The sequence below is a fragment of the Spirochaetota bacterium genome, assembly GCA_017999915.1.
In the GTDB taxonomy this organism is placed as follows: domain Bacteria; phylum Spirochaetota; class UBA4802; order UBA4802; family UBA5550; genus RBG-16-49-21.
Map to the genome: position 1 here is coordinate 95,854 of JAGNKX010000006.1, position 26,024 is coordinate 121,877.

General features: G+C 58.9%; 26 protein-coding genes. 11 read left to right on the forward strand and 15 right to left on the reverse strand.

Annotated elements, in window-relative coordinates:
- Positions 1-5: 5 nt before the first annotated feature.
- Genes nrfD through KA369_10415 form a run of 6 tightly spaced genes read right to left on the reverse strand, consistent with a single transcriptional unit; the run spans position 6 to position 5,472 of the window.
- The gene (gene nrfD, locus KA369_10390; GenBank protein MBP7736368.1) at positions 6-1,154 is read right to left on the reverse strand and encodes a polysulfide reductase NrfD; all 1,149 of its coding nucleotides are present in this window, start codon (positions 1,152-1,154) and stop codon (positions 6-8) included.
- Positions 1,155-1,161: 7 nt separating this feature from the next.
- Positions 1,162-1,932: a 4Fe-4S dicluster domain-containing protein gene (locus tag KA369_10395; protein ID MBP7736369.1), complete on the reverse strand. Its 771-nt coding sequence runs from the start codon at positions 1,930-1,932 to the stop codon at positions 1,162-1,164.
- Entirely contained in the window at positions 1,923-2,315 is a 393-nt protein-coding gene (gene dsrJ, locus KA369_10400) for a sulfate reduction electron transfer complex DsrMKJOP subunit DsrJ (protein ID MBP7736370.1), read from the reverse strand. Before dsrJ ends, KA369_10395 begins: the two co-directional genes overlap by 10 nt.
- A complete protein-coding gene (locus KA369_10405; protein ID MBP7736371.1) occupies positions 2,308-3,918 on the reverse strand; it encodes a (Fe-S)-binding protein in 1,611 nt (536 codons plus the stop codon). Before KA369_10405 ends, dsrJ begins: the two co-directional genes overlap by 8 nt.
- On the reverse strand, positions 3,911-4,906 hold the full coding sequence (dsrM, locus tag KA369_10410; GenBank protein ID MBP7736372.1) for a sulfate reduction electron transfer complex DsrMKJOP subunit DsrM: 996 nt from the start codon (positions 4,904-4,906) through the stop codon (positions 3,911-3,913). The genes KA369_10405 and dsrM overlap by 8 nt, the downstream gene beginning before the upstream one ends.
- On the reverse strand, positions 4,903-5,472 hold the full coding sequence (locus tag KA369_10415) for a hypothetical protein (GenBank protein ID MBP7736373.1): 570 nt from the start codon (positions 5,470-5,472) through the stop codon (positions 4,903-4,905). The genes dsrM and KA369_10415 overlap by 4 nt, the downstream gene beginning before the upstream one ends.
- A gap of 70 nt (positions 5,473-5,542) precedes the next feature.
- Between KA369_10415 and dsrA the strand changes: the two genes are divergently transcribed.
- Both dsrA and dsrB read left to right on the forward strand, forming a co-directional pair.
- Entirely contained in the window at positions 5,543-6,709 is a 1,167-nt protein-coding gene (gene dsrA, locus KA369_10420; GenBank protein ID MBP7736374.1) for a dissimilatory-type sulfite reductase subunit alpha, read from the forward strand.
- 21 nt (positions 6,710-6,730) lie between these two features.
- Positions 6,731-7,789, forward strand: a complete 1,059-nt coding sequence (gene dsrB / locus KA369_10425) for a dissimilatory-type sulfite reductase subunit beta (protein MBP7736375.1) — start codon at positions 6,731-6,733, stop codon at positions 7,787-7,789.
- A 102-nt stretch (positions 7,790-7,891) separates the two neighbouring features.
- Here the strand turns inward: dsrB and KA369_10430 are convergent, their stop codons facing one another.
- From KA369_10430 to KA369_10445, 4 genes are all read right to left on the reverse strand, one after another.
- Positions 7,892-8,716: a nitrilase gene (locus KA369_10430; protein MBP7736376.1), complete on the reverse strand. Its 825-nt coding sequence runs from the start codon at positions 8,714-8,716 to the stop codon at positions 7,892-7,894.
- Positions 8,713-10,128, reverse strand: coding sequence for a cobyrinate a,c-diamide synthase (locus tag KA369_10435; protein ID MBP7736377.1), 1,416 nt, complete (start codon positions 10,126-10,128; stop codon positions 8,713-8,715). The genes KA369_10430 and KA369_10435 overlap by 4 nt, the downstream gene beginning before the upstream one ends.
- Before the next feature lie 27 nt (positions 10,129-10,155).
- Positions 10,156-10,473 (reverse strand): TusE/DsrC/DsvC family sulfur relay protein, encoded by a 318-nt coding sequence (locus KA369_10440; GenBank protein MBP7736378.1) that lies wholly within the window; start codon positions 10,471-10,473, stop codon positions 10,156-10,158.
- Between the two features lie 162 nt (positions 10,474-10,635).
- The gene (locus tag KA369_10445) at positions 10,636-12,249 is read right to left on the reverse strand and encodes a methyl-accepting chemotaxis protein (GenBank protein ID MBP7736379.1); all 1,614 of its coding nucleotides are present in this window, start codon (positions 12,247-12,249) and stop codon (positions 10,636-10,638) included.
- A 235-nt stretch (positions 12,250-12,484) separates the two neighbouring features.
- On the opposite strand from KA369_10445, the gene KA369_10450 reads away from it, so the two are divergent.
- The 3 genes from KA369_10450 (at position 12,485) to KA369_10460 (ending at position 16,176) form a co-directional block, all read left to right on the forward strand.
- Positions 12,485-13,345 (forward strand): hypothetical protein, encoded by an 861-nt coding sequence (locus KA369_10450; GenBank protein MBP7736380.1) that lies wholly within the window; start codon positions 12,485-12,487, stop codon positions 13,343-13,345.
- Positions 13,346-13,543: 198 nt separating this feature from the next.
- On the forward strand, positions 13,544-15,484 hold the full coding sequence (locus KA369_10455) for a HAMP domain-containing protein (GenBank protein ID MBP7736381.1): 1,941 nt from the start codon (positions 13,544-13,546) through the stop codon (positions 15,482-15,484).
- 74 nt (positions 15,485-15,558) lie between these two features.
- Positions 15,559-16,176: a hypothetical protein gene (locus KA369_10460; protein ID MBP7736382.1), complete on the forward strand. Its 618-nt coding sequence runs from the start codon at positions 15,559-15,561 to the stop codon at positions 16,174-16,176.
- Positions 16,177-16,262: 86 nt separating this feature from the next.
- Here the strand turns inward: KA369_10460 and KA369_10465 are convergent, their stop codons facing one another.
- The gene (locus tag KA369_10465; protein ID MBP7736383.1) at positions 16,263-17,120 is read right to left on the reverse strand and encodes a hypothetical protein; all 858 of its coding nucleotides are present in this window, start codon (positions 17,118-17,120) and stop codon (positions 16,263-16,265) included.
- A 309-nt stretch (positions 17,121-17,429) separates the two neighbouring features.
- On the reverse strand, positions 17,430-18,674 hold the full coding sequence (locus KA369_10470) for a PD40 domain-containing protein (GenBank protein MBP7736384.1): 1,245 nt from the start codon (positions 18,672-18,674) through the stop codon (positions 17,430-17,432).
- A gap of 232 nt (positions 18,675-18,906) precedes the next feature.
- On the opposite strand from KA369_10470, the gene KA369_10475 reads away from it, so the two are divergent.
- Together KA369_10475 and KA369_10480 are read left to right on the forward strand one after the other, a co-directional pair.
- Positions 18,907-19,071: a hypothetical protein gene (locus KA369_10475; protein ID MBP7736385.1), complete on the forward strand. Its 165-nt coding sequence runs from the start codon at positions 18,907-18,909 to the stop codon at positions 19,069-19,071.
- Entirely contained in the window at positions 19,068-19,421 is a 354-nt protein-coding gene (locus tag KA369_10480) for an STAS domain-containing protein (protein MBP7736386.1), read from the forward strand. Before KA369_10475 ends, KA369_10480 begins: the two co-directional genes overlap by 4 nt.
- 29 nt (positions 19,422-19,450) lie before the next feature.
- Here the strand turns inward: KA369_10480 and KA369_10485 are convergent, their stop codons facing one another.
- Together KA369_10485 and KA369_10490 are read right to left on the reverse strand one after the other, a co-directional pair.
- Complete coding sequence (locus KA369_10485) at positions 19,451-20,542, reverse strand: hypothetical protein (protein MBP7736387.1); 1,092 nt, start codon at positions 20,540-20,542, stop codon at positions 19,451-19,453.
- 188 nt (positions 20,543-20,730) lie between these two features.
- The gene (locus KA369_10490; protein ID MBP7736388.1) at positions 20,731-21,768 is read right to left on the reverse strand and encodes a hypothetical protein; all 1,038 of its coding nucleotides are present in this window, start codon (positions 21,766-21,768) and stop codon (positions 20,731-20,733) included.
- A 281-nt stretch (positions 21,769-22,049) separates the two neighbouring features.
- On the opposite strand from KA369_10490, the gene KA369_10495 reads away from it, so the two are divergent.
- From KA369_10495 to KA369_10510, 4 genes are all read left to right on the forward strand, one after another.
- Complete coding sequence (locus KA369_10495) at positions 22,050-22,478, forward strand: MarR family transcriptional regulator (protein ID MBP7736389.1); 429 nt, start codon at positions 22,050-22,052, stop codon at positions 22,476-22,478.
- Between the two features lie 21 nt (positions 22,479-22,499).
- A complete protein-coding gene (locus KA369_10500; GenBank protein MBP7736390.1) occupies positions 22,500-23,309 on the forward strand; it encodes an MBL fold metallo-hydrolase in 810 nt (269 codons plus the stop codon).
- 107 nt (positions 23,310-23,416) lie between these two features.
- Positions 23,417-24,232, forward strand: coding sequence for a ZIP family metal transporter (locus KA369_10505; GenBank protein ID MBP7736391.1), 816 nt, complete (start codon positions 23,417-23,419; stop codon positions 24,230-24,232).
- 22 nt (positions 24,233-24,254) lie between these two features.
- Entirely contained in the window at positions 24,255-24,794 is a 540-nt protein-coding gene (locus KA369_10510; GenBank protein MBP7736392.1) for a hypothetical protein, read from the forward strand.
- A 28-nt stretch (positions 24,795-24,822) separates the two neighbouring features.
- On the opposite strand, the gene KA369_10515 is transcribed toward KA369_10510, so the two are convergent.
- A complete protein-coding gene (locus tag KA369_10515; GenBank protein MBP7736393.1) occupies positions 24,823-26,004 on the reverse strand; it encodes a response regulator in 1,182 nt (393 codons plus the stop codon).
- Between the last annotated feature and the right edge of the window lie 20 nt (positions 26,005-26,024).

A 26,024-nucleotide genomic window follows, 5' to 3' on the forward strand; every position in this document is an offset into this window, starting at 1 on the left:
GTGCGTCAATCTCTCCGCCGCACCGCGGCTGTTATCTTGAAGAGCAGGGTAAGGATGAAAAGCCCCGTTGCCCACACGCCGAGGGTGATGAATACTTCGGCCAGGGTGGGCCGGTACGACGGTATCTTCTCGAGGGGATCGGGGATGAATCCTCCCACCACGAAGCCGAGGCCCTTCTCGATCCACACGGAGGCGAACACGGCGATGGCCGCGATAAGAAGGCCCGCGTCGCGCCGCCGCGCCGGCGTGTAGAGAATCGCCAAGGCGGCGACTGCCAGGGCTATGGAAATCCACATATAGGGCGTGAGCGACGAGGGATCACCCCAGCCCCAGAAGAGCCGCTCCAGCGGCGCCCGGTGCGTGGGGATGCCGCTGTAGAGGGCGGTGAATATTTCGAGAATAATGAAAAAGACATGGGCGCTGAAGGCGTAGGTGATGATGGTCCCCAGGGAGCGCTCGGGCCGGTCGCCCGGGTCGAAATCCGTATAGCGCCGCGCCACGCGGCAGAGCACGATGAGGAGGGCCGGGCCGGAGGAAAAGGCCGACGCCAGGAAGCGCGCCGCCGTGATGGCCGTGAGCCAGAGGTGCCGCCCCGGGAGCCCCGCGTACAGGAAGGCGGTCACGGTGTGGATGCTGATCGCCCAGGGGATCGACAGGTAGATGACCGGCTTCACCCAGGCGGGCGGCGGCGTTCCCCGGTGCTCGGCCGTGAGGACCGTCCACCCGATCAGGATGTTGATTACCAGGTATAGGGAAAGGACCACCGTGTCCCAGAACATGGGGGACGTCGGCGACGGATAGAGTATGACGTGGAGTATCCGGAAGGGCTGTCCCAGGTCGACGAAGATAAAGAGAAGGCACATGACGACCGCGGACACCGCCAGGAATTCCCCCAGGATCGTGATCCTGCCGAAGGCCCGGTGGTCGTGGAGGTAGTAGGGGAGCACCACCGTCACGGCCGAGGCGGCCACGCCCACCAGGAAGGTGAACTGGGCGATGTAGAGGCCCCAGGACACGCTCCGGGACATGCCGGTAACGGAAAGACCCTCTGTTGTCTGTTTAAAGTAAAAGAATATCCCCGCTGCGATGAAGAGGCCCAGTGCCAGGAGAAGGAGCCAGTAGCGCCGCGGGCCATGGAACACTTTTTCTATCATGGAATCCTCACAGGAGATAGTATACGGCCGGGTCGGTCCCGAGCTCCGGTTTTCGCCGGAGGGCGATCCTTCCGGCCAGTGCCTTCCGCACCGCCGAGGCGCCATCGCGGAGGTCGCCGAAGGCAATGGCCTTTTCACCGCAGGCGGACGCGCACAGGGGCTCCTGGCCGCGGTCGACCCGCTCCGCGCAGAACTCGCATTTTTCCACGGTCCCCTTGGTGCGGGTCGGGTAGTCTTTATTGATAGATTGCTTCGCCAGGTATTTTCGCGGGTCGCTCCAGTTGAAGCTCCGGGAGCCGTAGGGGCAGGCAGCCATGCAGTAGTGGCAGCCGATGCAGCGGTGCTGGTCCATCATGACGATGCCGTCGCCGCGCTTCCAGGTCGCGCCGGTGGGGCACACCCGCACGCAGGGCGGGTTCCCGCACTGGTTGCAGAGAAGCACCGGTTTCGCGCCGCGCAGTTCCCCGCCGGAAAAGTCGTCCAGGACGCCGGGCATGGCGCGCTCCAGGTCGTCCCGCCAGATCCAGGCGATGGCCCGCTTCACGTCCGGTATGGCCGGCACGTTGTGGCCCCGGTGGCAGGCGTCGACGCACTTCTCGCACTGCCCCGCCTTCAGGCAGGCCCGGAGGTCCACCGCCATGGCGAGGCGTTTTCCGGCCGGCGGCGCGGTTTCGGCGCCGAGGGCTTTGCCGGCCATGATCTCGAAGGAGGCGCCGCCGAATATGATGATGCCGGTGCGCCAGGCCTTTCTCAGGAATTCAAGCCGTGTCAGTTCCATGGTCCCCGCTCCGATGTGTCGATATGGCAGTCAAAGCAGGCCGGTGCCGACCCCAGGGCGGTGTGGCAGCGGTCGCAGAAATTTTCTTTTTTAGCATGGCATTTGAGGCAGGAGCCGCTGAGGCTCTTCTCGTACTGTTTGCCGCCGATTGTCACGGCGCTGCGGACGCCCTTCCGCACGACATCGTCGCGCCATTGAAAGAGGAGGGTCATGTGGTTCGCCCTCATCTCCGACGCGGGGAGGACGCATTCTTTTTCAACGGCGGGCTTTTCCGGCGCCGGCGATTTTTTCTTCGCGCCGCGCAGGACGTTCCACCAGAAGGGCGCCCCCACCAGGGCGGCGACCAGGGTCAATGCGGCGGCCGTCTTTATTATCCTACTCATTTTTGCTGCCCTCCTCCCCGAGGGGCTCGCCCCTCAGGTTCGCGGTCCGGGGCGTCTCGCCCTTCATGACCAGGGCGTTGCCCAGGAGCTCGTGGACGCCGCACACGTCCACGCCGGGGACCCAGAACTGCATCAGGGTGGGGAGCGTGGCCTTGTCGATGGCGCAGATGCAGGAGAGCATGTTCACGCCGTGGCGCTCCCGCACGTGGCGCACCGCCTGGGCCCGGGGGAGGCCGCCGCGCAGGCGCATTTCCAGGTTCTCGTCCGTGCCGATGCCGGAGCCGCTGCCGCAGCAGAAGGTGTGCTCCCGGATGGTCTCCTCCGGCATTTCGTAGAAATGATCGCAGGAGGCCTCGATGACGGCCCGGGGCTCGTCGAAGAGGCCCATGGCCCGGGCCGGGTTGCACGAGTCGTGGTAGGTCACGCGGTAGGCCCTGTTACGGGAGGGGTCCAGGGCGAGCTTCTTATTGTGTATAAGGTCGGCGGTGAATTCGCAGATATGGACCATCTTTGTCGAGCGGGCGTGGTCGAAGACCGTGCCGGTGACCGGCGACCGGGGCGTTTCCAGAAAATCGGCCGGCCCGTTCATGGTGTCCATGTACTGGTGGATGACGCGCCACATGTGGCCGCACTCGCCCCCCAGGACCCACTTCACGCCCAGGCGCTTCGCCTCGGCGTAGATCTTGGCGTTGAGGCGCTTCATCAGCTCCGTCGAGTGGAAGAGGCCGAAGTTTCCTCCCTCCGACGCGAAGGCGCTGAAGGTATAATCGATCCCCATCTCGTGGAGCATCATCAGGTACCCGTAGAAGGTGAAGATGTGGGGATCGGCGAAGATGTCTGCCGACGGGATTATGAAGAGGATCTCGGCGCCCTTCCTGTTTATGGTGGGCTCCACCGTGATCCCCGTGAGCTCCCGGATCTCGTCCACGGCGAAATCGATGTTGTCGCGGAAGGTGTGGGGCTGGAGCCCCAGGTGGTTCCCGGTGCGGAAGCAGTTCGAGGCCGGCTCGATGATCCAGTTGATGTTCACGCCGATGAGGTTCAGGAGCTCCCGGCCCATCATGGTGATCTCGGCCGTATCGATGCCGTAGGGGCAGTAGACCGCGCAGCGGCGGCACTCGGTGCACTGGTAAAAATAATAAAACCACTCTTTTATAACCTGCTCCGTGAGGCGGCGGGCGCCGATGAGCCTGCCGAAGATCCTTCCCGGAAGGGTGAGCTCGCCGCGGTAGACCGACCGGAGGAGCTCGGCGCGGAGCACCGGCATATTTTTCGGGTCGCCGGTGCCGAGGAAGAAGTGGCACTTGTCGGCGCAGGCGCCGCAGCGCGCGCAGGTCTCCATGAAGAGTCGGAACGACCGGTTCCGGCCCAGGCGCTCCCGCATACCATCAAGGACGATCTTTTTCCAGTCCGGCGGGAGCTTCCAGTCCCCGTCATGGGGCTGCCACTCCCGCGGGTTCGGCAGGCCCAGGTACTGGACGTGCTTCGCCACGCCGGCGTGGCTGTAGGTGCCCTTGCGCATCGGCGCCGGCATATCCTTCCAGTCTTCGGCGGGCATAGGGGCCGCCATGGCCAGGTCGTGGGGTCGGTATTTCTCAGCCATTGCCGCCTCCCTCAAGGTCGTAGCCTGATTTCGCCAGGCGGTCGCGGAACTCCTCCTCCCACTCGCCGTAGCTGTGGACCGGCACCTCGGGGTTCCACGGGTTCACCCGGCGCCGCCTGCGGCTGTCCGCGGCGGCATTCCGTGTCGGCGAGAAGAATACGCCGGCCATGTGCGATATCTTGCCGGCCGGTATCGCGGCGGCCAGGATCGAGACCAGGGCGATGTGCACGTAGAACGAGGGCGGCGCCTTTTCCGGAAGGACCGGGCTGAAGGAGAGGAGCCCCAGTGCGTACTGCTTCACCGCCAGGAGGTCGACGCGGCCGAAATAGCGCAGCCAGATGCCGGAGAGGGCCACGGCCCCGATCAGGGCCAGGAGAAAATAATCCTGGAACAGCGAGACATAGGCCACACGCCGGTCCGCGATGCGCCTCATGAAAAGGAAAAGGAGCGCGGCGATTATGATAATGTCGGTGATAAGCAGAGGCGGAGTGCCGATATGGAAGACGCCGTCAATGCTCTGCAGCAGCCCGGTCCATGCCGGCACCGGCTCGACGGCGAGGCGCAGGTGCCTGAGAACGATGACGAGCATGGACCAGTGAAAGGCCATGGAGCCCAGCCAGAGCCACGTGGCCGGTCCGTACACGATGGCCGTGCCGTACCGGCCGGCTTTAGAATTCCTGAAAAGGGAGCGGAAAAGGGCCGTTTCCAGGACCATGCGGAGCGCCGCAGCCCAGGGGCGCTGGGGATTGTCCAGGGGCTCCGCCTTCACCCAGAGAAGGGACTTCTGCTGGCCGCAGGTGACAGCTATATTGAAGGGAACCGGGGTCAGGGCCCAGCGGCCCACGCGCCAGAGCATCCCCGCGGCCAGGACCAGGCAGCCGGCGTAGGGCAGGGCGATGCCGATGAGGCCCCTCAGGCCCAGGACCGCGCAGGCCCAGGCGGCTAAGGCGATACAGGCGGCTGCCGCTATGGCGATGGCGCTTTTCATTGGCCGGCCTCCACGCTTTTATTCTCGTTTAATACCCGTATTTCCGTACGCCGCCGTTCCCTCGATTTCAGCCGGGGGATGAGGGCGCGGTATTCATGGTAGAGTTCTTTCGCGACCGATATCCATTCGTCAAGGGCGGCGTCAATGACACGTACCGCCTCTTTCCCGGCGCCGTCACGGCCGGCGGCGTGTTCCTCGACAAGGGTTTTCAGCATCAGGAGAAAATCGACGGCGTCTTCGGGCCCGGTCGCTTCCAGGGACTGCAGCTTCATGAAGGTGTCCAGGGACCCGATCATGAAATCCCGCCCGCACTCACCGGCGATCCCGGCGAGGATCTTGTGAATGGTGTCATGGAGTATGAAGCCCCGTATGTTCCTGAAGCGGTCCGCCTCTCCCCGCGCCGGGGAGCATCCGGCCGCGTTATGGATACGCTCGCTCCAGGGGACCGCTACGGCTTCGCAGATCTCCGCCACCAGGGCGGCAGTGTCGTTGTTGCTCCTTTCGATCATGGTGTGATTGTGCGGCCGGAGGCGTCCCGTGTCAATTAAAAAATGAATGGTATTCATTTTTTAATTGACATTCAGTGAATGGCCCCTAGATTGGTGATATCGATATTAAATTTTGAGGAGGTGACCCATGTCGGATACACCCCTGCTGGATAAGCTGGAACAGGGCCTGTGGCCCAGCTTCGTAAAGGAGATCAAGCGCGCGGCGGAGAAGAACCCCGCGGCGAAGGACCTGCTCGGCATCGTCGAGCTGTCCTATAATGACAAGGTGACCCACTGGAAGCACGGGGGCATCGTCGGCGTCGTGGGATACGGCGGCGGCGTCATCGGCCGCTATTCGGACGTGGCCGAAAAGTTCCCGGCCGCGGAACAGTTTCACACCGTACGGGTGAACCATCCCGCAGGATGGTTCTATGACACGAAATCGCTCAGGAAGATATGCGATATATGGGAGAAGCATGGCAGCGGCCTGACCAACTTCCACGGCTCCACCGGCGACATCATACTGCTGGGCACCAGGACCGACAGCGTCCAGCCCTGCTTCAACGAGCTTTCCGAGGCGGGCTTCGACCTGGGAGGCTCCGGGTCGTGCCTGCGGACGCCGACGGGATGCGTGGGACCGGCCCGGTGCGAATGGTCCTGCTTCGATACCCTGGACCTCATCCACGACCTGACCCACTCGTTCCAGGACGAGCTGCACCGGCCGCGGTGGCCCTACAAGTTCAAGATCAAGGCCTCCGGCTGTCCCAACGACTGCGTGGCCGCCATAGCGCGGTCCGATTTCACCATCATCGGGACCTGGCGCGGCAGCATCAGGATCAACAACGACGAGATCAAGAAATACGTCGCGAAGGGCGTGAACATGAAGGAGGACATCGTGGACCGCTGTCCCGGGAGCGCCCTTTCCTTCGACGAAAAAACATCGACCCTGTCGGTGCGGCCGGAGGAATGCGTCCGGTGCATGCACTGCATCAACAAGCTCACGAAGGCGGTCAAGCCGGGCGCGGAGAAGGGCGCGGCCATTCTCATCGGCGGCAAGGCGCCGATTCTCCGCGGCGCCTTCCTCTCCTGGGTGCTGGTCCCCTTCATGGAGATCAAGCCGCCCTACAAGGAGATCAAGGACCTGCTGGCCAAGATGTGGGACTGGTGGGACGAGAACGGCAGGAACCGCGAGCGTATCGCCGAGACCATTTCGCGCGTCGGCCTGAAGGTGTTCCTGAAGGCCATGGATATGAAGCCGCTGCCGCAGATGGTCAAGCATCCGCGGTCGAATCCCTTCGTATTTTATAACCGATAACTATCGCAGGAGGAAAACATTATGGCACGCACAGATATAGGCCCCCCGGATTTCCGCACCATGCTGCCGGAGGCCATCAAGAAAAATTACGGTACATGGGATTACCACGAGATTCTGAAGCCGGGCGTGATGCGCCACGTCGCGGCCGGCGGCGACGTGCTCTATACCGTCAGGGCTGGCACGCCCCGCCTGCTGAGCATCGATTGTGTCCGCGACATCTGCGACATAGCGGACAAGTACTGCGACGGCCATCTCCGGTTCACGAGCCGGGCCAACGTGGAGTTCATGACGCCGAAGAAGGAGAACGTCGACGGCATCGTAGCGGCGGCGAAGGCCATGGGGCTCCCGGTGGGAGGCATCGGCGACTGCGTGTCGAACATCGTCCACACCCAGGGGTGGATCCACTGCCACAGCGCCGCCACTGACGCGTCGGGCCTGGTGAAGGCGATCATGGACGAGCTCTACGGCTACTTCACCGAGTTCAGGCTCTCGTCGAAGCTGCGCATCGCCGTGGCCTGCTGCATCAACATGTGCGGCGCCGTCCATTGCTCCGACCTGGCCGTGGTGGGCGTCCATACCAAGCCCCCCAAGATCGACAATGACCGCCTGACCAAGGCGTGCGAGATTCCGTCCACGATCCGGTCGTGCCCCACGGGGGCCATCCGGAAGAACCCGGACGGCGACGGCCTGGTGGTGAACCGCGAGCGGTGCATGTACTGCGGCAACTGCTACACCGTGTGCCCCGCCATGCCCCTGGCCGACGCCGAGGGAGACGGCCTCGCCATCTTTGTCGGCGGCAAGGTCTCCAACGCGCGCAAGGCGCCGATGTTCTCGCGCCTGGCGATACCCTTCCTGCCGAACAATCCGCCCCGCTGGCCCGAGGTGACCGATGCCCTGAAGAACATCGTCGAGGTGTATGTTAAGCATTCGCGCAAGTACGAGCGCCTGGGCGAGTGGATCGAGCGGATCGGGTGGGAGCGCTTCTTCACCCTCACCGGCATAGAGTTCACCGAGGACCACGTGGACGATTTCACCACCGCCACGGAGACCTACCGGTCGTCGATGCAGTACCGCTGGTAACGCCGGCAAGAAAATCCCCCGGGCCTTTGTTCGGGGTTTGTATAGAGCAAAGAATTATGCGGGAGAGCCCCATTCCGGGATGCCGGGATGGGGCTCTTGTTATTAATTGCCGGCGAGCCCGCCGTAGGCGCCGGGGCGGCGCTCTTTCAGGAAATACCCCATGGACGAGGAGCGCACCCGGCCGATGACGTCGCGGCGCACATCGGCGGCCGCGATGGCGGCGCCGTCTCCGTGGGAGCTGTCCAGGATCTCGCCCTTCGGATCGAGGACCAGGCTCGCCCCCTGGAACACCATGGCGCGGCCGTTGTCGCCGCACTGGTTGCAGGCCGCCACGTAAAGGCCGTTGTCGTAGGCCCGCGCAGGCAGGTAGCGGAGCCACCGGGCGAGCTTTTCCGCCGGGGTTTCCGGCGGCGGCGACGCGTGGGGATAAAATATGATGTCCGCCCCGGCCAGGGCGTAGAGGGTCGCGAGCTCGGGGAAGTGCGCGTCATAGCAGAGGCCGATGCCGAAGGAGAAGCCCTTCCACCGGAAGACGGGCGTTTCGCTCCCGGCCGCGAAGAGTCGCTGCTCCCCGGGAGAAAGGTGCATCTTGCGGTAGAGCCCTATCAGGCCCCCTGGCCCCGCCGCGACCTGGGTTATGAAAAATTCGCCGCCGGAGCGTTCGATGAATCCCGCGATCACCGCGCACCCCCGTGTGCTGCTCGTCTGGATGAGCCGTTCGGTGAGGGGGCCGGGCACTTCCTCGGCCAGGTCCAGGGCGTCCTTCGAGAGACAGTAGCCGGTGAGGGAGCACTCCGGGAAGCAGACAATATCCGCGCCAGCGGTCCCGGGACCCTGAAGGAGCCCTTCCATTAATGAGAAGTTCCCGTCAACGTCGCCAAAGGGGGCGGGGCAGCTCACCGCGGCGATCCTGATAACATCAGTCATGATATCCTCTCCCGGGCCAGGGCCACCAGGGCCCGCGGCCAGGTGACGCCGCTTCCCAGGGCGTGGGTGTGGCAGAAGGTCCCCAGGGCGTTCTTATACAGGACCCCGTCGCGGCCCTCCCTGAGGCCCGTGCCGCGCTCCATGGAGAAAACGGTTTCAACGGCGCCGGCGCCGTTGAGGCGCGAATACCTGAATTCATGGCCCCGCACAACGGTTCCCTGCGGATAATAGGGATTGCCCCGGTCAACGGTGAAGCAGGTGTAGCCATGGCCCTGGGGCTTCCGGCTCACGGTGAAGCGGAGAGGGAACACGCCGGTCATCGGGTATTCCGTTCCGCCGGCATCCAGCGTTTCGGAAAGATACACCAGGCCGCCGCATTCGGCGTAGACCGGCAGGCCCTCCTCCACGGCGTCGCGGATGGCTTTTCGCAATGAGACGTTGGCCGCGATCTCCCGCGCGTGGGTCTCGGGAAACCCCCCGCCTATGTAAAGCCCGTCGATGGGCGGCAGCGCCGCGTCGCGCATCGAATCGATCTCGACGATGGCGGCGCCGCTCCCGGCCAGGGCCTCTATGTTTTCAGGATAGTAAAAGGTGAAGGCGCTGTCGCGGATGACGCCGATGGTCGGAGCCGCTTTCCCGGTTTCCGGTGAAGGCGCGGCGCTGTCGGCAGGGCCGCCGAAAAGCGACGCCAGGGACGGATAGCCATGGCGCTCCATGATGGCCATGATGCCGTCGAGGTCCACGGCTGCGCCCACGGCGCGCGTTATGGTCTCGATGATGCGGTCCGGTTCAGTGTGCTCCTGCACCGGCACGAGACCCAGGCTTCGCTCCGCAAGGTCGAGGCCCGGTATGCGGGGGATGGCGCCCAGGACCGGTATGCCGCAGTAGCGCTCGATGGCGCCGGCTGTGATGGAGCGGTGCCGCTCCCCGGCCACGCGGTTCAGGATCACGCCGCGCAGGGCCAGGTCAGGGTCGAAGGCCTGGCAGCCCCGGACCATGGCGGCGACGGTGCGGCTCGCCTTGGCGCAATCGGCCACCAGTATGACCGGTATACCCAGGAGCCCGGCAAGGCCTGCGACGCTGTGGGTCCCTTCAATGTCCATGCCGTCGAAGATGCCGCGGTTTCCCTCCACGACGGCGACGGCGCAGTCGCTGTTGCGGGACAGGTACGTATCAATGATGGCGTCCCTTTCCAGGAGATAGGTGTCGAGATTGTGGCAGTGGCGGCCGGCCGCGCGGGTGAGCCAGGCCGGGTCGATGTAGTCAGGCCCCTTCTTGAAGGGGGCGGCGGCGATGCCGCTCCGCCTCAGCGCCCCGATGAGGCCCAGGGTCACCAGGGTCTTGCCGCTGCCGCCCCTGAGGCCGGCGACGGCGATTCCCCTGCGGGATTGCGTTCGGGTGCTGTCGGCCATGGGCGCCGGAACAGTCCTGGCGGCGGGTTATACGCATCCGGTCGGTTTCGGCAGTCCCGCCCATTTGCACGCGGAGTTGGCCGGCCCCTGCGGAAACAGCTCGTACATCTGTTTCAGCTGCACGCCCGTTTCCTTGGTGAGTTTGCGCACCATGGGGGCGATGCCGTTGTCCTTGTAATAGTCCCGAAGGTAATTCATCACCTTCCAGTGCTCGTCGGTGAGGCTGTTGATGCCTTCCTTTCCGGCCAGGGCAGCCGCGATGGCTTCAGTCCATTTCTCCGGCTCCTGGAGGAAGCCGTCCTCGTCAACCTCGTACATTACGCCGTTGAGTTCGATTTGTGGCATAGTCGTATCCTTTCATAATTTATTAATGTTCAATTTCAATATAGTATGTATCTCCCGGGTGTCAAATGAATGTCAATTAAAAAATGAACGGTATTCATTATTTTTGTTCCCAAAACCTGCCCCGCCTCGTCGATTGATTTACGGCGCCAATTATTAGTTTTTTTAACCGTCGTTCCGCGTGGAAAGGTTCCTGAGCACGCCGGATGTTTTAACCAGATTGTCGGATGTGGTTGACAGATCATGGGCGCTCATCGCGATATCCTGCGTGGTGTCGTTTATGATCGTTATGCTTTTTGATATCTCCAGGAGGGCCGTTTTCTGCTCGTTCGTGGCTGCCAGGATGCTGTTCGCCTCTTTGTACACGTCCATGAGGGATTCCCGGGCGGTACTGTTGAGGTCCAGGTCCTGCCTGGTAAGATCGACAACGATGTCAATGCGGTTGCTGAAATCCGTTATGCAGTCGATCATGCTGTTCAGGGAACTGACGAACTCCTCGAGCCTGCCGTAGACGTTGCTTATTTCACTGTTGCTCATCGAGAACGAGGTGTTTATCGATTTGACGTTGGAGGAGGTGCTGTCGGCGAGCTTCCCGATCTCGTCCGCCACGACGGCGAATCCCCTGCCGTGATCTCCGGCCCTGGCCGCCTCGATCGACGCGTTGAGGGAAAGCAGGTTGATCTTTTCGGATATGTCCTCTATGACGTTTACCGTTTCCTGGACGTCTTTGAATTTCATGGTCGCGGTTGACATCACGGCCAGGACGTTTTTTATCTCGGCCTTTGATTTCTCGACCATTTCATTGAGCCTGTCGCGGATAACGACGGCGTCGCGCATCTTCTCCCCCGCTTTGGCGACTATGCCATAGAGGTTTTCCATGTCGATCCTGACCTTGTCCGTGAGATGAGACTGGTTCATGGCCATGCCGTATATCGAGTCGCCGCTGGCGGTCACCTCTTCGACGGTCGAGGTTATTTCCTCGACGGATGCTGCCTGTGACTGGGCGCCTATGGAGAATGACTTGGTCATGCTCGCCATGTTGCCCGTGGCCCCCGCAAGGTCCACGGCGACGCTGTTCGCCTGCAGCAGTATGCTGTTTATATTTTCGCGGTGGCGGTTGCTTTCTCCGAGGGCCATGTTGATCGAGTCGTATGACTGGCGGCTGTTGGAGAGGATCGTGAAGCAGATTATGCCCAGCATGATGAGGGCCGCGAGTCCGTCGGCTAAATAGCTGAAGGAGGCGGGCCTGCTCATGATCTCGTTATCCAGGGCGAACTTGACGAATCCACCGAGGGCGAGGCAGTTGGCCGCCGTGTAGATGATTATCGAGACCCTGTTGGTGAGAAGCGCCGAAAGCCCGATCAGCGGGAACAGCAGTATAATGGCGTCGATGACCCGAGCGATCTCAACCTTGCCCGCGGTGGTGACCATCGTCAGCCATACCACCGACATGATTGGCACGAGCATGATGTGGGAGGCAATGGTATTATGGCCTTTTTTCGTGAGTATGAAGCTTGTGATAATGATGCCTTCAAGGATGAAAATTCCCAGCACCGAGACATCCGCGAGGTTTTTTCCCTGGACCAGCATGAAAAAGAGGTTGAGGGCGAGCATGATCCCGCCTATGGACACGCATATGATGTACAGGCTCCGCGCCTTTTGCTGATCGCTGATAGCCCGATCCCGGTATGCGCCGAATAAAAACTGATTGATATGGCCCACGTGCGTTTCCTCCAGATTGAAAAAATTCGTTGTTATGGCCATGTATGGGGCTGCCATGGACTCACGATGCTCCCGGCGTATGTTTCAATCATGATTGTTGGTAATGTACTTTTTTACATCCAGTTTACTGAATGTCAATTAAAAAATGAACGGTATTCATTTTTTTGCTTCACCTGCGCGGAGCAGGGGGAAAATTTGTTGACAGTGACCTTGTAGAGGCTTTCCTTCAGGAAAGACCATGGTTTTGAGAAACGCGGCGGCCCAATCCATCCGGCTCTGAACAGGACCCGACATGAAACAGGAAATCCATACCGGCATACTGACCAGACAAAACGGCAGGACCTATCTCCTCGGCGAAAGGGGACGCAGGCTTTGCGGGGACGAAACTATCTGGGAGGGATACGTGACCCACTGGCTGGGGAAAAAGGTCAATGCCCGCCGCCTTCCCCAGCGGGAGTACGGGACCGGGAGGAACATCCTTGTCCTCTGGCCGTACCGGGAGTGGTCGGGGGAGCCCTCTGTGGAGCTCTACTACAATGAGCGGCTGGTGAAGTATCCCCTATCCATCGTTGGGCACCTGGCGGTCAACGTCAGCGGCGAGATATTCAATTTCTCCCATCTCATCAACGAGAATGAGATCATCTCGGAGGAGGAATATTTTTACCGGCCCGCCCTGGGCGAGTTCGCCCCCCATCCCCTGACGGGGCGTTTCAATGTCGATGATCCCGCGCGCCCCTACTATGACAAGTTCGGCAGGAATTTCATGCGGACCATCCATGTTCTGCGCATCACCGGCATCGACGCCGGCCGCCTCGCGGGCCTGTACAGGGAGATGCTGGCGGAGATCGTGAGCAGGCCCGACCCGCGCCGCCCCGAGGAATACCGCGATTTCAGCATCATCACCCGCAGCTGCGTCACCTTCATCCGCGACGGCCTGCGCGAGTGCGGCTTTGCCGGCCTGAGGGGGATATTCCCGCGGGACTTCTTCATCAACGCCGCCTATCATTTTTTGAAGATGAACGGCGCCGGCGCCGTGAGCTCCTCCCTCTACCGCATGCCACAGCTCATGGTGCCGGAGTCGCCCCGCAGCGCCCTCACGTTCATTTTCAATCCCATTAATCGTATCCGGGCGCGTAAGCTCCCGCGGTATTGATGTAAATTATTCTCTTGACGTGGATGTGTGAACTTTTTTAAAATACAAACATTCTAACATGATGCGATTCTCCCTCCCCCTTGATGGGGGAGGATCGAGGTGGGGGTGAATGCATTATTAGGCGTGACGCGATATGATCACCCTCCCCTTTCCCCTCCCATCAAGGGAGGGGGATCTCGAAATATTCAAGGTGATTGATTGGCATCATCAAAACAACAGCCTCTTCATAAGCGTCTCCTCAATGTTATCTTCAAACAGAACAGGGAGATCGGCGATCTCGTCAATGTCCGGGAGGTCTATTTCGGCCTGAGGAGCAGGGTCCTGGGGCTCCTCGCCCTGGTGATGATCGTCGTCGTGTCGATCCTCGCGGTCGTCATGTACTTCAATAACCGCCGCCTCGTGGAGAGTGAGAAGAGCGCCAAGGCGCGGTCCCTCACCCATATCCTCACCGGCCCGGCGGAGTTCTATCTCGACAAGACCAATAAGACCACGGCGGAGGAGCTGCAGACCAAGTACCAGATCATCCAGCGTGAATCCCAGAATTTTTTGACCTACAATGACGACATAGTAAAGATCATTCTCACCGATGAGTCCGGCAGGACCAGGTTCAGCACCAGCCCCTGGGATTACCGCCGCAGGGACGTGCCGCCCTACATCAGGGGGGGGCTTCTGCAGAAAGAGGAAAAGCTGGTATCCACGGATTACACGGAGCAAGTGAAGGAACCCAAAAAGAAAAAAACGCGCGCCGCCAGCTACCGGGCGCTTACCTATCCGATACTGCTCCACAAGGGCGAAACGGTCAACATTCTGCAGGACTTCAACCGCTTCTATGGCGAATACCACGGGGCGGGCAAGGGGAGAAAAAGCCGGATCTACTTCTACCTGTGGAGCAGGCACAGGGATCTCCTCGGCAAGGACTTTGATCCGGCGGCGGCAAGCAGGGATAAGGGTAAGCCGAAAGGGAGGACGGAGGCCCCGAGGGTCTCGAAGGTGTATGATGTCGATTTTCTCTTCCTGGCTCTGTTCAATCACTGCATGACCTCCAGGAACAGGAGGATCCTTCCCCGGGAGAGGTGGCTCTGGAACGACCGCTGGCTTTTCGCCCTGAAAGAGGACAAAATGAAGGCCTACCGCGACGACGCTTCAGCCAGGGCCAAGGAGATCGACGACCTCATACAGTCGCGGATCCGCGGCCTTGCAGCCCGGGTCGAGGAGAGCAGGAGGCTCGGCGTCCTGGCCGTGGTCTTCAACGTGGACTCGTTCAGGAAGGTTCCCACCGGGAACATCGAGCTGATCATGAAGATCGCCCTGGTCATGATCGCCGTCGGCTGCGCGGCGGTCCTCGTTGTCCTCAACTTCAGCGTCAGGAACCTCAAGAAGCTCGAGAAGTGGGCCATTTCCGTCAGCAGGGGCAACCTCGACGAAAAGATAGAGATCGCCTCCAACGACGAGATCGGCAGGCTCGGCGACATCACGAACTACATGATCGACGAGATCAGGGCGAAGTACCATCTCGAGAAGTTCGTGTCGCGCTCCACGAGGAGCATGATCAGCGGGTCCATGACCGCCGAGAACGGGCCTGACCTCGGGGTGACCGGGAGAAAGACACTGGCCTTCATTTTCTCGGACGTCCGCGGCTTCACGTCGTTCTCGGAGAAGAACGACCCGGAGACCGTCATCGAGGTGCTCAATTATTACCTCGAGCTCCAGTCGAACATCATCAAGGGCAACAAGGGCGATATCGACGATTTCGTCGGCGACCAGATCATGGCCCATTTCTCGGGGGAGACGAGGGCCGACAGGGCCATCGACACCGCGATAAAGATAATGAAGAGCGTCGCCGGCACCAACGCCGAAAGAGCAGGGGCCGGCCTCCCGGTCTTCGAGGTGGGCATCGGGGTCCACGAGGGAGACGTCGTGACGGGCAATATCGGGTCGAAGTTCAGGATGGATTTCGCCTGCGTCGGCGATGCGGTGAACCTGACGTCGCGGCTCTGCTCCGCCGCCGGGGCCGGGGAGATCTTCGTTTCGCAGGACCTATTCGACCGGGCGAAGAAAAAATACGCCGTGGCCGGGCGGCCCTCCATCGAGGTCAAGGGGAAGGAAAAAAGGGTGAAGATCGTGAAGATCGACTACTGACACGATTTGTTATTGAAGTTTTTGCCGCCTTCGTGTAATACTGCTGAAATACATCACGGGAAAGGAGAGACGGTATGGCCGAGGTTAAGTTCGTTATAGCTCTTGATAAGAAGCTGATGGAGGAGGGAATCATCGATCCCGCGTACATGGATGACTACAAGAAGGTCCACGCCATGCTCAACACCCACGTGAGAAAGACCGGAAAGATCCTTTCCGAGGAGACCTTTGACCGCGGGGATCAGCAGCTCAGGAAGTGGCTCATGGTCCTCTACCGCCAGGGGGCGCCCCAGGAAAAGCTTTCCAGCTACCTGCGGTGCGGCCTTGCCCATCTCTGCTTTGATTTTATCGAATCGTCCTATCACGCCATTTCAACCGATGACCTGGTCACGAGGGCCATCCAGTCCTTTAAAAAACGGAATTTCCACAAGACCTACTTCAGGGTCGCACCATCGGAGATCAAGGCTCCCGCCGGGAAAAAGAAGAAAGCGGTAAAAAAGAAATCCCCGAAGGCCGCGAAAAAGAAATCGCCCGCAAAGAAAGCCGTCAAAAAGAAAGCGGTGAAGAAAAAAACCGTGAAGAAGGCGGTGAAAAAGACAGCCGTCAAAAAGAAGAAGGCTCCCGCCCGCTCGAAGGGGAAGAAAAAAGGAAAATCAAAAAATAAAAAAGGCATTTTCGCCCGTCTCTTCGGCTAGTACTTCCGAATAGCTATTTCTGTCGCATAGCCGTATTCCTCTTGGGTCTAAGGGGCGAAGCCCCTTGGAAAGCCCCCGCAGAGCAATTATTTTTTCCACCGGTCGGTGTTGTAGACCATCTTCAGCTGGATGAGGACGTCGTCGATGGTGTCGGGACTGAGGGGCGGAATCACCATCATCCGCACAAAGGGATCATGGCGCTTCACCTGAAGGAGCGCCTCCTTGTCCGCGTTGGTCAGCGCCTCGCTGAAGGCGACAAGCCTTGCATTGGTGCCGATGTATTCCTCGGCCAGCCTGCCCGGTTCCTCCACCCGGTACACGTCCTTGTTCGGAATGAAATCGGGCGATATCTCGAATTTCTTGTCGAACTTGTGCGACAGCATCGATCCGACCAGGTCGATGCTCTTCCGGTAACCGTCCCTCTCGGCGTATTCATTGGACTGTATGGATCCGTACAGTATGATGCCGTTTTCCGAGCTGCGGAGGAAGAATTTCTGGGACGCCTCGACATATATCTTATTTCCCTTCCATTTGTGGAGGTCGAGTCTTTCGCCGTGCCTGAAAACGATCTCCTGCTGGGACTGCCTCCCGTCGTTCCAATAGATATCGCCGATGATCTGGAAGAATCGTTTGCGTTTCGACTGCGCGTTTATCAGGTCGAGTTCGGCCAGGAGCTTCTCCATCGTTACGGAATCGACCCAGCGTACGGGCCGGCGGTATTCCACCGGGTATTCGCGGATGAGGTACTCGTACAGGGTGACATCGTATCGCACGTCCAGCTCTTTGACGCCGTTTTTCTGGAGCTGGTTCGCGTGGAGCAGCAGCACCTCGGAGCCCGCCCTGTACTTTTTTCCCTCGATGACGGTATCATGCAGATAGAAGCAGTTGAATTCGTCCGTGTACTTGTTGATCAGGTACTGGAGTTTTTTTATTTCTATTATCATATGGGTCCTGACACCGCGCCCATGCCGCGGTGACGGCGATCATGGCTCTGATGATAATTTCACGGGTTTACGACATTCAATATCAGTCAGAAAAAAAATCAAACTATTTTTGATTGCAGCGGTTCTGAGGCGGATCATTGTCCTGTGCGGCCATGGCGCTGAATTGGCGGAAAGGTCAACATTGAAACCTCGGGAGCCGCTGATTGTATACAATATGAAATGCCGAATTCGTCCTGTGATGCGAAGACCTTCCGCCTTTATGGCGGTTTGGATCGTCAGGGGCATGCCGCGGCCATGGAGGGGCGGCCCTTATTTTTTTATTATCCTGAATTCCGTGCGCCTGTTCAGCTCGTCATAGTCCTTGCCGGTCCGGTTAACCACGGGCTGGGTTTTGCCGGCTCCCTTGATGCTGAAACGCCCGGCATCGAGGCCTTTTTCCGTGAGGTACTTTTTCACCGCTTCGGCCCTTGCGCGGCTCAGCCGGTTGTTGTAGTCGTCGGTGCCGTGGAGGTCCGTGTGGCCGATGATCTCGACGTTCGTATCGCCGTGCTCCTTGATGAACTGGAAGAGGGCGTCAAGATAGGGGTATGATTCTTTCCGGATCACGGCCTCGTTGAAATCGAAATGGATGGCCCGGGTCTCGAAGGCCGCGTCCTTTGTGAAGACGAAGGATGAATAAAGGTCGAAGAGGCCGGAGCCCCCGGGCCGGTCTGAGCAGAGGTAGTACCTCTGGTCGGCCCGGGACAGGTATATCTCGTTTTCCGCGCCGTTGACCCTGTCCCCCAGGTTCTGAGGCGCGCCGAATTTCCCGTCTTTATACGACACGAAGTAGATGTCGAACTTGCCGATGCTGTCGTTCCTGTTGGAGGCGAAAAAGAATCCCTTCAGGTCTTCGGCCGGGATGAGGGCCACATCCTGGAACCCGCTGTTGAAGGGGGTAGGGAGGGGCCTGGAATTCACGAACCTGCCGTCGCGAAACTCCGCCTGCACCAGGGCGCTCCTGCTCATGTCGCCGAAGAGCCAGGTGCTGTAATAGATCGTTTTACCGTCCCTGCTCAGGCTCGGCGTTTTTTCATGGAACCGGGTGTTCACGTCCCCGGGAAGGGGTTCCGGCGCCGACCATTGGCCGTTCACCCGCCTGGACCAGTACAGGTCAAAGGATACTTTTATCTGGTTGCGGCTGTCGGGGGGCATCTCGACGCTCCCGTCACGGTCCGAAGAAAACAGGAGGATCGTGCCGTCGGCCGAGATGAAGGGCGTCTCGTCGTTGAAGGGAGAATTGAGCTGTTCCAGCGGAACCGGATCGCTCCATGCACCGTCCTTCAGGCAGGTGATATAGAGGTCCTGGTACTTGCCGTTCCTGTTTGAATTGAATATCATGTAGCTCCCGTCGGGACTGATGGCCGGCGCGAAATCGTTCCTGGTGCTGTTCACCGGAGAGCCGATATTCTTAGGCGGTTCATAGGATGAGAAGGACTGTGCGGTGAGATGGCCCCATGCCATTGCTAGTGAAATGCAGGTCAGGATTCCCACTGGTAGTTTTACAAGTTGCATACATATTATCCCCTATTTACTATTAACGGTTTTTACTGTCAATTCTTGAGAAAAATTTTTAATGATGCCATTGGAAACATTGATAATAATTAAGCTTTGCAGAAAGTTTTATATATAAAAATTAATATAAATTAAACACATAATATGTATTATTAAAAAAACCCATCTGTATGGGATTTAATAATTGACTTTGTTTCTTACTATTATTATAATGAACTTAAAGAGGAGAATAATGGGAATGTTAACCGCAATAATGATTAAAATCCATGATAGAATAGTGGATCTCATGGAAACATATCTTGGAACGCATAATAATATGATGCCTTCCCCGGTAAAGGTTCGTGGAAAAAATGAAAAAAATAAGGTCGTTGCAGGATCATGGAAAATCGATCGATGAAACAAGTTGAATTTGAAATGATAGATAATATCATCATCCTGCACCTGGAAGGGGACATGAATTCATGCGGGATCATGAACGTTGAAAGCGTTCTGGATGAGATCATGGAAAGGAATCCCATCACCATAGCGGTGGATTGCGGCAGGCTCCTTGTTCTTGATTCCGTGACCGTCTCGCAATTGACGAAATATCTGAAAAAGGCAAAGAGCAATAATATAGAACTGGTGCTCTATAATATCAATCCTGAAGTGCTCATGACCATCACATTGATGCAGGTGGACGGGCTGTTCACCCTTGTTACTGAGGAACAGTTCGAACGGCGGTATATAAACAAGGAGATGCTTAACTAGGAACGGCCCGCGCACCGGGCAGCTTGTTTTTAGTATGAATGGCGGATGAATTTTTTTATCAGAATATAGCCTGATCCTTTTTCCAGAACTGCGGCATTATCGTAGCCCACCACGATGCTGATTCTCGTAAATCCCGACAAGCTCTTTGTCAACAACATCACCAGCGACGATATGATGGTGGCGTCTATGGTGCAAAGGTTTCCTATGTTGATGACCACGTCATCGTTCTTGTGAAATTGCCTGCCACCTATGCCCTTCACGATGGAGTCACTCAGTTGTCCGGCGACCTCAGCCTGGTTTTTATACTCCCATCTGCCGACGACGTAAAACTGATCGGCGGAAAAGGAGCTGAATGACGCGATCCTGTCTTTGCCGACCGGGACTCCGTCACAGTACACCGTGGCGTCGTCGACACGGAACACGATATGGGCCACGGGCGCTTCGGCCGAGTTTTTTTTCGCGGCCTGGGCCTGCCGGGGGGCCGAATCCTTCTCTTCCGGCCGTTCCGATGAATGTTCGATTTCTTCTCCCGTGGAAAGCGCGATTACGGTCTTTTCGAAAGAAGCTTCGAAGGAGTCGCCCTGAATCGGCACGATCCGGAATGTCCGGTTGAATTGGGCCGGATCCTTCTTTATGCCCGCTATGAGGGTGTTGACCTCCTCGTTGTCCGACTTCATGATGTCGAGAAGCGATACCGGATTTTTCTGGAACGCCGCGGCTTCGGCGAAATCGGCCTGATCCGTGATGAGGACGAAGGCGATACTGTTTTCGCCCAGCTCGTTTCTCTTCATCATGATGACCAGGGAAATGAAAAACGTCCGCAGCAGTTTCCTGTGGTCGGAATCGTTGATCGAATCGGGGCCCAGGTTGATCCGATAGTCGAGGATCAACATGGCCGGCGGCCCCCAGTCCTTTATCAGGCGCGTAAAGGACTTTCTGATGAATACCGTGTTTTGCGTTTCCTTCAGGGAATTCTTGATCACGGTGATGGAGTTCAGCGATTCATATTCGGTATTGACGGTGATGCGGTATTTGCCGAGCATCGATCTGGCATGGGAGCCAAGGGCGGAGTTGCCTGTTATCAGCAGGGCCTGTTTATTTCTGGCGTTGGCGCTGTCCATTGTACCGTACCATGATGCCCGGCAGCGGAAATCCAATGCGTGCCCGGCCAATAACACTTTAGGATATAATTGAAAGATGTCAATAGCTTTATGCGGCGGGGCCCGATAATTGCAACCCGGCCGGGCCCCATGACCTGACCATGATACCATGGGCAGGTCATGGGGTTTTTACTGGCGGGAGTGGATCGTCAGTCGTTATAAAAAGTCATCTCGGTATAGTTTTTCCCCTTGACCGGCTTGCCCTTTATGGAGCCGTCAACGGTGCAGAGTCCCTCCCAGTAGCTGGGCGTCTTGACATGGTGGATGCTCTGTGCGTCGAAGATGGGCTTCACGGTAAACCGCGCGTCGAGGTCTTTAATCGCGATGGTCCAGTCCACGGGATAGGTGGCCTTTCCGGCGTCGTCCCGCCATTTGCGCGCCGCCGTTATGGTCGCGCTGGACCCATAGGAGGCCGAGCCGTCAGGGGCGCGGTAGGTCCATTCGACACGGTGGGGCTTGTCATTCTTGTCCCTGATGTTAAAGAGCATCAGGGCGCCGCCGTCGTCAAAGCGCATGGAGAACCAGTCCCAGTGCATGCCCGGGATCTTGAAGTTGCCCCACTGGTGGTCCATCCAGGTCCTCCCGGAGACCACCTTGTGCTCCTTGCCGTTGTAGGCGATGGTGCCCTCGGTCGCCAGGTCGGTGAAGGAGTAGTAGGCCGATTCGCGGTCGTCTCCCATGAGAATGCCGCCGTCCTCGCCGTGGAGCAGGACGCCCTGCTTCGATTTCAGCTTGAGGTTCAGCTTGATGCCGTTGCTGTCCGCGGCTATGGCGAAACCGTTGGGATCGTTGTAAGCGTAGTTGAATTTCCCGATATTGACCTCAGCTTTCGTCCGGTCAGGCTTTATCGAGTAGAGGGGGGCGATGTATTCGCCCAGGTAGTGTTTCTTCGCGTCCAGGTCGCTCACGGCCACGTGGCCCACATATGCGAAGTCCATGAGGTACCAGCGCACCTTGCCCATCTGGAATATGGTGAACTCGTAGCCGAATTCCTTCCCGCTGTCGGTCCTGACGACGCCGGTGAAGTAGAGCCATTCAGCGTATACAAAGTGGAGGCCATGGTCCCTCGGGAACGTGAAGGGTTTTTTTACCTCTTCATAGTTGGTCCGCGCCGCGCTCACGATGAAGAACACGACGATGAGTGTCAGGATTATCGCAGACGCGATAAAAAATCTCTTTTTATTCATGGTATCACCCTGGAAAAATTTTCTTTCTGGCCATGGATGCTGATGCCATTCGTGGCCTATTCATTGAAAATTTTGATGAGTATTGAGTCAACAAATAAAACCCGTTTTTTTCAAGTATCGGACCGATCATTCCCCTCCATTGGCCAAAGTCCAATGAATAAGCCTGTTATCCGGTGAAATTCTTGACAAAACCGGGATGTTTTGGCAAAAATAGTTTTGTGCAAAACTAATTATTCCCCCTGCGTGGAGCCGTAAAACCTGTAAAGGATGCTGTGTGCCTGATGGAAGTGAACCGGAACAATTTTCTGTATGCGCTGACAAAAATCCGCCAGCGCATTTTCGCCTTTCTTGAGGAGGAAATGGCAGAGAAGGACATCGACGACATCGCGCCGTCGCACGGCCATATCCTTTTTATCCTGGATACGAAGGGCCCGCTCTCCCTGATGGAGCTGGCCCGGTTCGCGGAAAAGGACAAGTCCACGGTGTCGTCGGTGATCACACGGCTCGAGGAGAAGGGCTATGTCGCCAAGGTAAAAGGCGCTGAGGACGGCCGCTTTGTGAAGATCAGGCTCACTGCGCGGGCGAAAAAGATCAGGCCCGTATTGTGGGGCATATCGGCCGCGATGAATGAGAGGCTTTTCCGCGGCTTCAGCCAGGATGAAAAGTCTAAGCTTTTCGAGCTTGTCGGGAAAATGTTGAATAACTTATAATCTGAGCGGAGTCGGTTCACCATGATAGAATCAAGCGTCTTTGAAGAGGTAATACAGATACGGATGAGCAGGGAAATTGGCGGCAGGGCCCTTTACTGGGTGGCCGCATACCTGGTGGACGGCCTTCTCATAGACACGGGGTGCAGCTACACCTCGAAGGAGCTGCTCTCGTTCCTGGCCGGGAAGGATGTGAGGCTCGCGGTCAATACCCATTTTCACGAGGACCATGTCGGGGGGAATCGCGACATCATCAATGCCCTGGGCATCCCGGTCTATGCCCATCCCGACTCTGTTCCGCTCATAGGGAAGCGGCAGGAGCTGTTCCCGTACCAGGAAATGGTCTGGGGCCATCCGGCGCCGTCCGTTGTCGAGCCCGTACCGGAAATCATCAGGACCGAACACTGCTCCTTCACGGTGATGGAAACGCCGGGCCACAGCGCCGGCCATATCGCCCTCGCGGAGCCGGCCCGGGGATGGTTCTTCACCGGCGATATCTTTTCTCGGGAAAAGCCCAAGTTCATACGGCCGGAAGAGAACATCGGTCAGACCATCGCGTCCATGAGAAGGATCATGGAGGTTCCCGCCGGGCGCCACGTCCTGTTCACCTCCGTGGGCAAGATCGTGGAAAACGGCCGCGCCGCCCTTGGAGCGAGCGTCGATTATCTGACCGGCCTTGCCGGGTCCGCGAAGCGGCTGAAGGGCGAAGGCATGGGTCCGGAGGATATCATGAAGGAACTGTTCGGCGGGGAGCATGACTTTGCCCGGCTCACCGACGGCCAGTACACGACCCTCAACCTGGTGCGTTCCCTGCTGGAGGCCGGGGGAGCGTAGCATGGCCGGTTTTTCAGACATCTGCATATTAACTGCTTGAAAAAAATTTCCTGAAGAAGAATGCTTTGACGCGTCTTCCGATCATTGACCGCGCAGGGGGTATCAGTATGCTTACAGACCTGTTGAAAGAATTTAATCCGGTGCTCATGGCGCTCTTCGCCACCCTTTTTACCTGGGGCGTTACGGCCCTCGGCGCGTCCATGGTCTTTTTCTTTAAAACGATCAACAGGCGTGTCCTGGACGCGATGCTCGGCTTTGCGGCCGGGGTGATGATTGCCGCCAGTTTCTGGTCCCTCCTGAGCCCGGCCATCGAAATGGCCGGGGCTGACGGCGTGCCGCCGTGGCTTCCCGCCGTAATCGGCTTTCTCGCGGGCGGGGCCTTCCTGCTCCTGATCGACAGGGTCATGCCGCACCTCCACCTGGGCCTACCCATGGATGAAGCGGAAGGCGTGAAGACCTCCCTGCGCCGGAGCATACTCCTTGTCCTGGCCGTCACGATCCACAATATACCGGAAGGACTCGCCGTGGGCGTCGCCTTCGGCGCCATCGCCGCCGGGCTGCCGTCCGCGTCGATCGCCGGGGCGGTCGCCCTGGCCCTCGGCATAGGCCTCCAGAACTTTCCGGAGGGGGCGGCCGTGTCAATACCGCTGCGGCGGGAGGGCCTGTCGAGGCTGAAAAGCTTCTGGTACGGGCAGCTTTCGGGGTTCGTGGAGCCGGTCTCGGGTGTGTGCGGCGCCCTCCTGGTGATGGCCGCCAGGCCGATCCTTCCCTACGCCCTCTCCTTTGCGGCCGGCGCCATGATCTACGTCGTGGTGGAGGAGCTGATCCCGGAGTCACAGCAGGACAGGAACACGGACCTTTCCACCATCGGGGCCATGCTCGGTTTCGCCGTCATGATGTTCCTTGACGTGGCCCTGGGCTGACGGGGCCCCGCGGATAGGCGCCATGATAGAATATTACGCGAACAGGGTCAACCGGTGCCGGCCGGGCCATGGCGCCTCCTGCGCCTTCTGCTGCGGCAGCCACAACTATTCCATGGCTCCGGAGGAGATCGAGGAGCTCTTCGACGGGCGGGGCCGCGGAGGCGCTGCGGGCCCGGCGCTCCACCAGGACATCGCCTGCGCCGAAAAGCTCTTTCATGACGCGATCCAGTGTTCCCACGTGGGCATGGACCCGTCGGAGCCGGGGGTGGTCTGCTGTCTCCTCTACGGAGAAGACGACCGGGGAGGGGACGTCGAATCTTTTTTCATCGGCACTTGCAGAAATTTTTACTGCCCGGCCTGGGACGACCTCACGGACCGGCAGGTGCTGTTCGCCGCGCGCCTCATGGGCGACTGGTACTATTACAGCCTCCTGATCAACGACATCGCCGAGGTCCTTGACCTGTGCGCTGCCTACGACCGGCCGGAGGATGTCCCTCCGGAGGAGCTCGTCTCGCTCAAGGAGAGGCTGACGGAAAGGTTGATGGAGGAGGATGGGAAATAGCCGCACCCTTCGGGGCGCGGCTTATCCGCTATAGCTTGCCGCTCATCTCCGACAGGAAGGCCTTGATCCGTGACCGCTCCTCATCGTTGAGGGAATCCGTGTCGATGCGGATATGGCAGTGGTCGGATTGAAGTGAACAGGTGCCGGCAGACGCGGCAGACATCACTTCATAGGCCTGCACCGGGTACGATATCCCCTTAACGTCGATGGGTGGCTGCGCCACGCATTCAAACTGGTCCTTGACGAGCTGGTAGGTCTCTTCCGATATCATGATCCCGCCCGGCTTCGCCTGGCTCTGCAGGCGCGACGCCAGGTTTACCGGCGTGCCCATGATGGTGTAGGCCAGCTGGGTGGAGCTTCCGAAGTTCCCGACGGTGCAGAATCCCGTGGTTATCCCCATGCGGACCTGCAGGGGGAGGGCGATACCCTTTGATTGCCAGGCGCTCTGCAGGGTCCCGATGGCCTCCTGCATGGCCAGGGCCATGCGGATGCACGCCTCCGCGTCTTCCCTGACGCCCTGGGTGGCCGGGTCCCCGAAGAACACCAGTATGGCGTCGCCGATATACTTGTCCAGCGTTCCCCTGTACGCGTGGACGATCCCGGTCATGGTGTCGAAATAGTGGTTGAGCAGATAGGTCATGTCCTCCGGCTCGAGCTTTTCGGTCTGCCTCGTGAAGTCCTTTATGTCGGAAAAGAACACCGTCAGCTTCTTGCGACTGCTGCCGATGGATGCCGTGATTTCGCCGTCGCGGATGCTCCGGGCGAGCTGCGGCGAGATGTATGTCGAGTACTGCCTGCTCAGGTCCTCGATCTTTTTCCGCGCCCGGGCCAGCTCAAGATGAAGCTTCACCCGCTGGATCACCACGGGCGGGCTTATCGGCTTGGTGATATAATCCACCGCGCCCAGCTCAAAGCCGAGGGCCTCGTTCTGTGCGTCGGTCACCGCCGTCACGAAGATGACCGGGATATGGCGCGTTTTCTCGCTGCCTTTCAGCCTCCGGCAGACCTCGTGCCCGTCCATCTCCGGCATCATCACGTCGAGGAGGATGATGTCGGGCGGGGAGTCGCCGTCGCAGATGCTGAGGGCCTTTTTCCCCGACGTGGCCGCCTTGATGAGGTAGAAATCTGAAAGAACGCCGCTCAATACCGATATGTTTTCCGGCGTGTCGTCGACAATGAGGAGAGAGGGCTGCAGCTGTTCCGCATCCATAGTATAAGACTCCTGTCTGG

Coding starts and splice junctions, on each gene's coding strand:
- KA369_10450 (MBP7736380.1), top strand. CDS start 12,485: ATGAAACAGGAAATCCATACCGGCATACTGACCAGACAAAACGGCAGG.
- KA369_10475 (MBP7736385.1), top strand. CDS start 18,907: ATGGGAATGTTAACCGCAATAATGATTAAAATCCATGATAGAATAGTG.
- KA369_10505 (MBP7736391.1), top strand. CDS start 23,417: ATGCTTACAGACCTGTTGAAAGAATTTAATCCGGTGCTCATGGCGCTC.
- KA369_10440 (MBP7736378.1), bottom strand. CDS start 10,473: ATGCCACAAATCGAACTCAACGGCGTAATGTACGAGGTTGACGAGGAC.
- dsrM (MBP7736372.1), bottom strand. CDS start 4,906: ATGAAAAGCGCCATCGCCATAGCGGCAGCCGCCTGTATCGCCTTAGCC.
- KA369_10460 (MBP7736382.1), top strand. CDS start 15,559: ATGGCCGAGGTTAAGTTCGTTATAGCTCTTGATAAGAAGCTGATGGAG.
- KA369_10500 (MBP7736390.1), top strand. CDS start 22,500: ATGATAGAATCAAGCGTCTTTGAAGAGGTAATACAGATACGGATGAGC.
- dsrA (MBP7736374.1), top strand. CDS start 5,543: ATGTCGGATACACCCCTGCTGGATAAGCTGGAACAGGGCCTGTGGCCC.
- KA369_10435 (MBP7736377.1), bottom strand. CDS start 10,128: ATGGCCGACAGCACCCGAACGCAATCCCGCAGGGGAATCGCCGTCGCC.
- KA369_10465 (MBP7736383.1), bottom strand. CDS start 17,120: ATGATAATAGAAATAAAAAAACTCCAGTACCTGATCAACAAGTACACG.
- KA369_10395 (MBP7736369.1), bottom strand. CDS start 1,932: ATGGAACTGACACGGCTTGAATTCCTGAGAAAGGCCTGGCGCACCGGC.
- KA369_10510 (MBP7736392.1), top strand. CDS start 24,255: ATGATAGAATATTACGCGAACAGGGTCAACCGGTGCCGGCCGGGCCAT.
- KA369_10430 (MBP7736376.1), bottom strand. CDS start 8,716: ATGACTGATGTTATCAGGATCGCCGCGGTGAGCTGCCCCGCCCCCTTT.
- KA369_10405 (MBP7736371.1), bottom strand. CDS start 3,918: ATGGCTGAGAAATACCGACCCCACGACCTGGCCATGGCGGCCCCTATG.
- KA369_10415 (MBP7736373.1), bottom strand. CDS start 5,472: ATGAATACCATTCATTTTTTAATTGACACGGGACGCCTCCGGCCGCAC.
- dsrB (MBP7736375.1), top strand. CDS start 6,731: ATGGCACGCACAGATATAGGCCCCCCGGATTTCCGCACCATGCTGCCG.
- nrfD (MBP7736368.1), bottom strand. CDS start 1,154: ATGATAGAAAAAGTGTTCCATGGCCCGCGGCGCTACTGGCTCCTTCTC.
- KA369_10495 (MBP7736389.1), top strand. CDS start 22,050: ATGGAAGTGAACCGGAACAATTTTCTGTATGCGCTGACAAAAATCCGC.
- KA369_10480 (MBP7736386.1), top strand. CDS start 19,068: ATGAAACAAGTTGAATTTGAAATGATAGATAATATCATCATCCTGCAC.
- dsrJ (MBP7736370.1), bottom strand. CDS start 2,315: ATGAGTAGGATAATAAAGACGGCCGCCGCATTGACCCTGGTCGCCGCC.
- KA369_10490 (MBP7736388.1), bottom strand. CDS start 21,768: ATGAATAAAAAGAGATTTTTTATCGCGTCTGCGATAATCCTGACACTC.
- KA369_10515 (MBP7736393.1), bottom strand. CDS start 26,004: ATGGATGCGGAACAGCTGCAGCCCTCTCTCCTCATTGTCGACGACACG.
- KA369_10445 (MBP7736379.1), bottom strand. CDS start 12,249: ATGGCAGCCCCATACATGGCCATAACAACGAATTTTTTCAATCTGGAG.
- KA369_10485 (MBP7736387.1), bottom strand. CDS start 20,542: ATGGACAGCGCCAACGCCAGAAATAAACAGGCCCTGCTGATAACAGGC.
- KA369_10470 (MBP7736384.1), bottom strand. CDS start 18,674: ATGCAACTTGTAAAACTACCAGTGGGAATCCTGACCTGCATTTCACTA.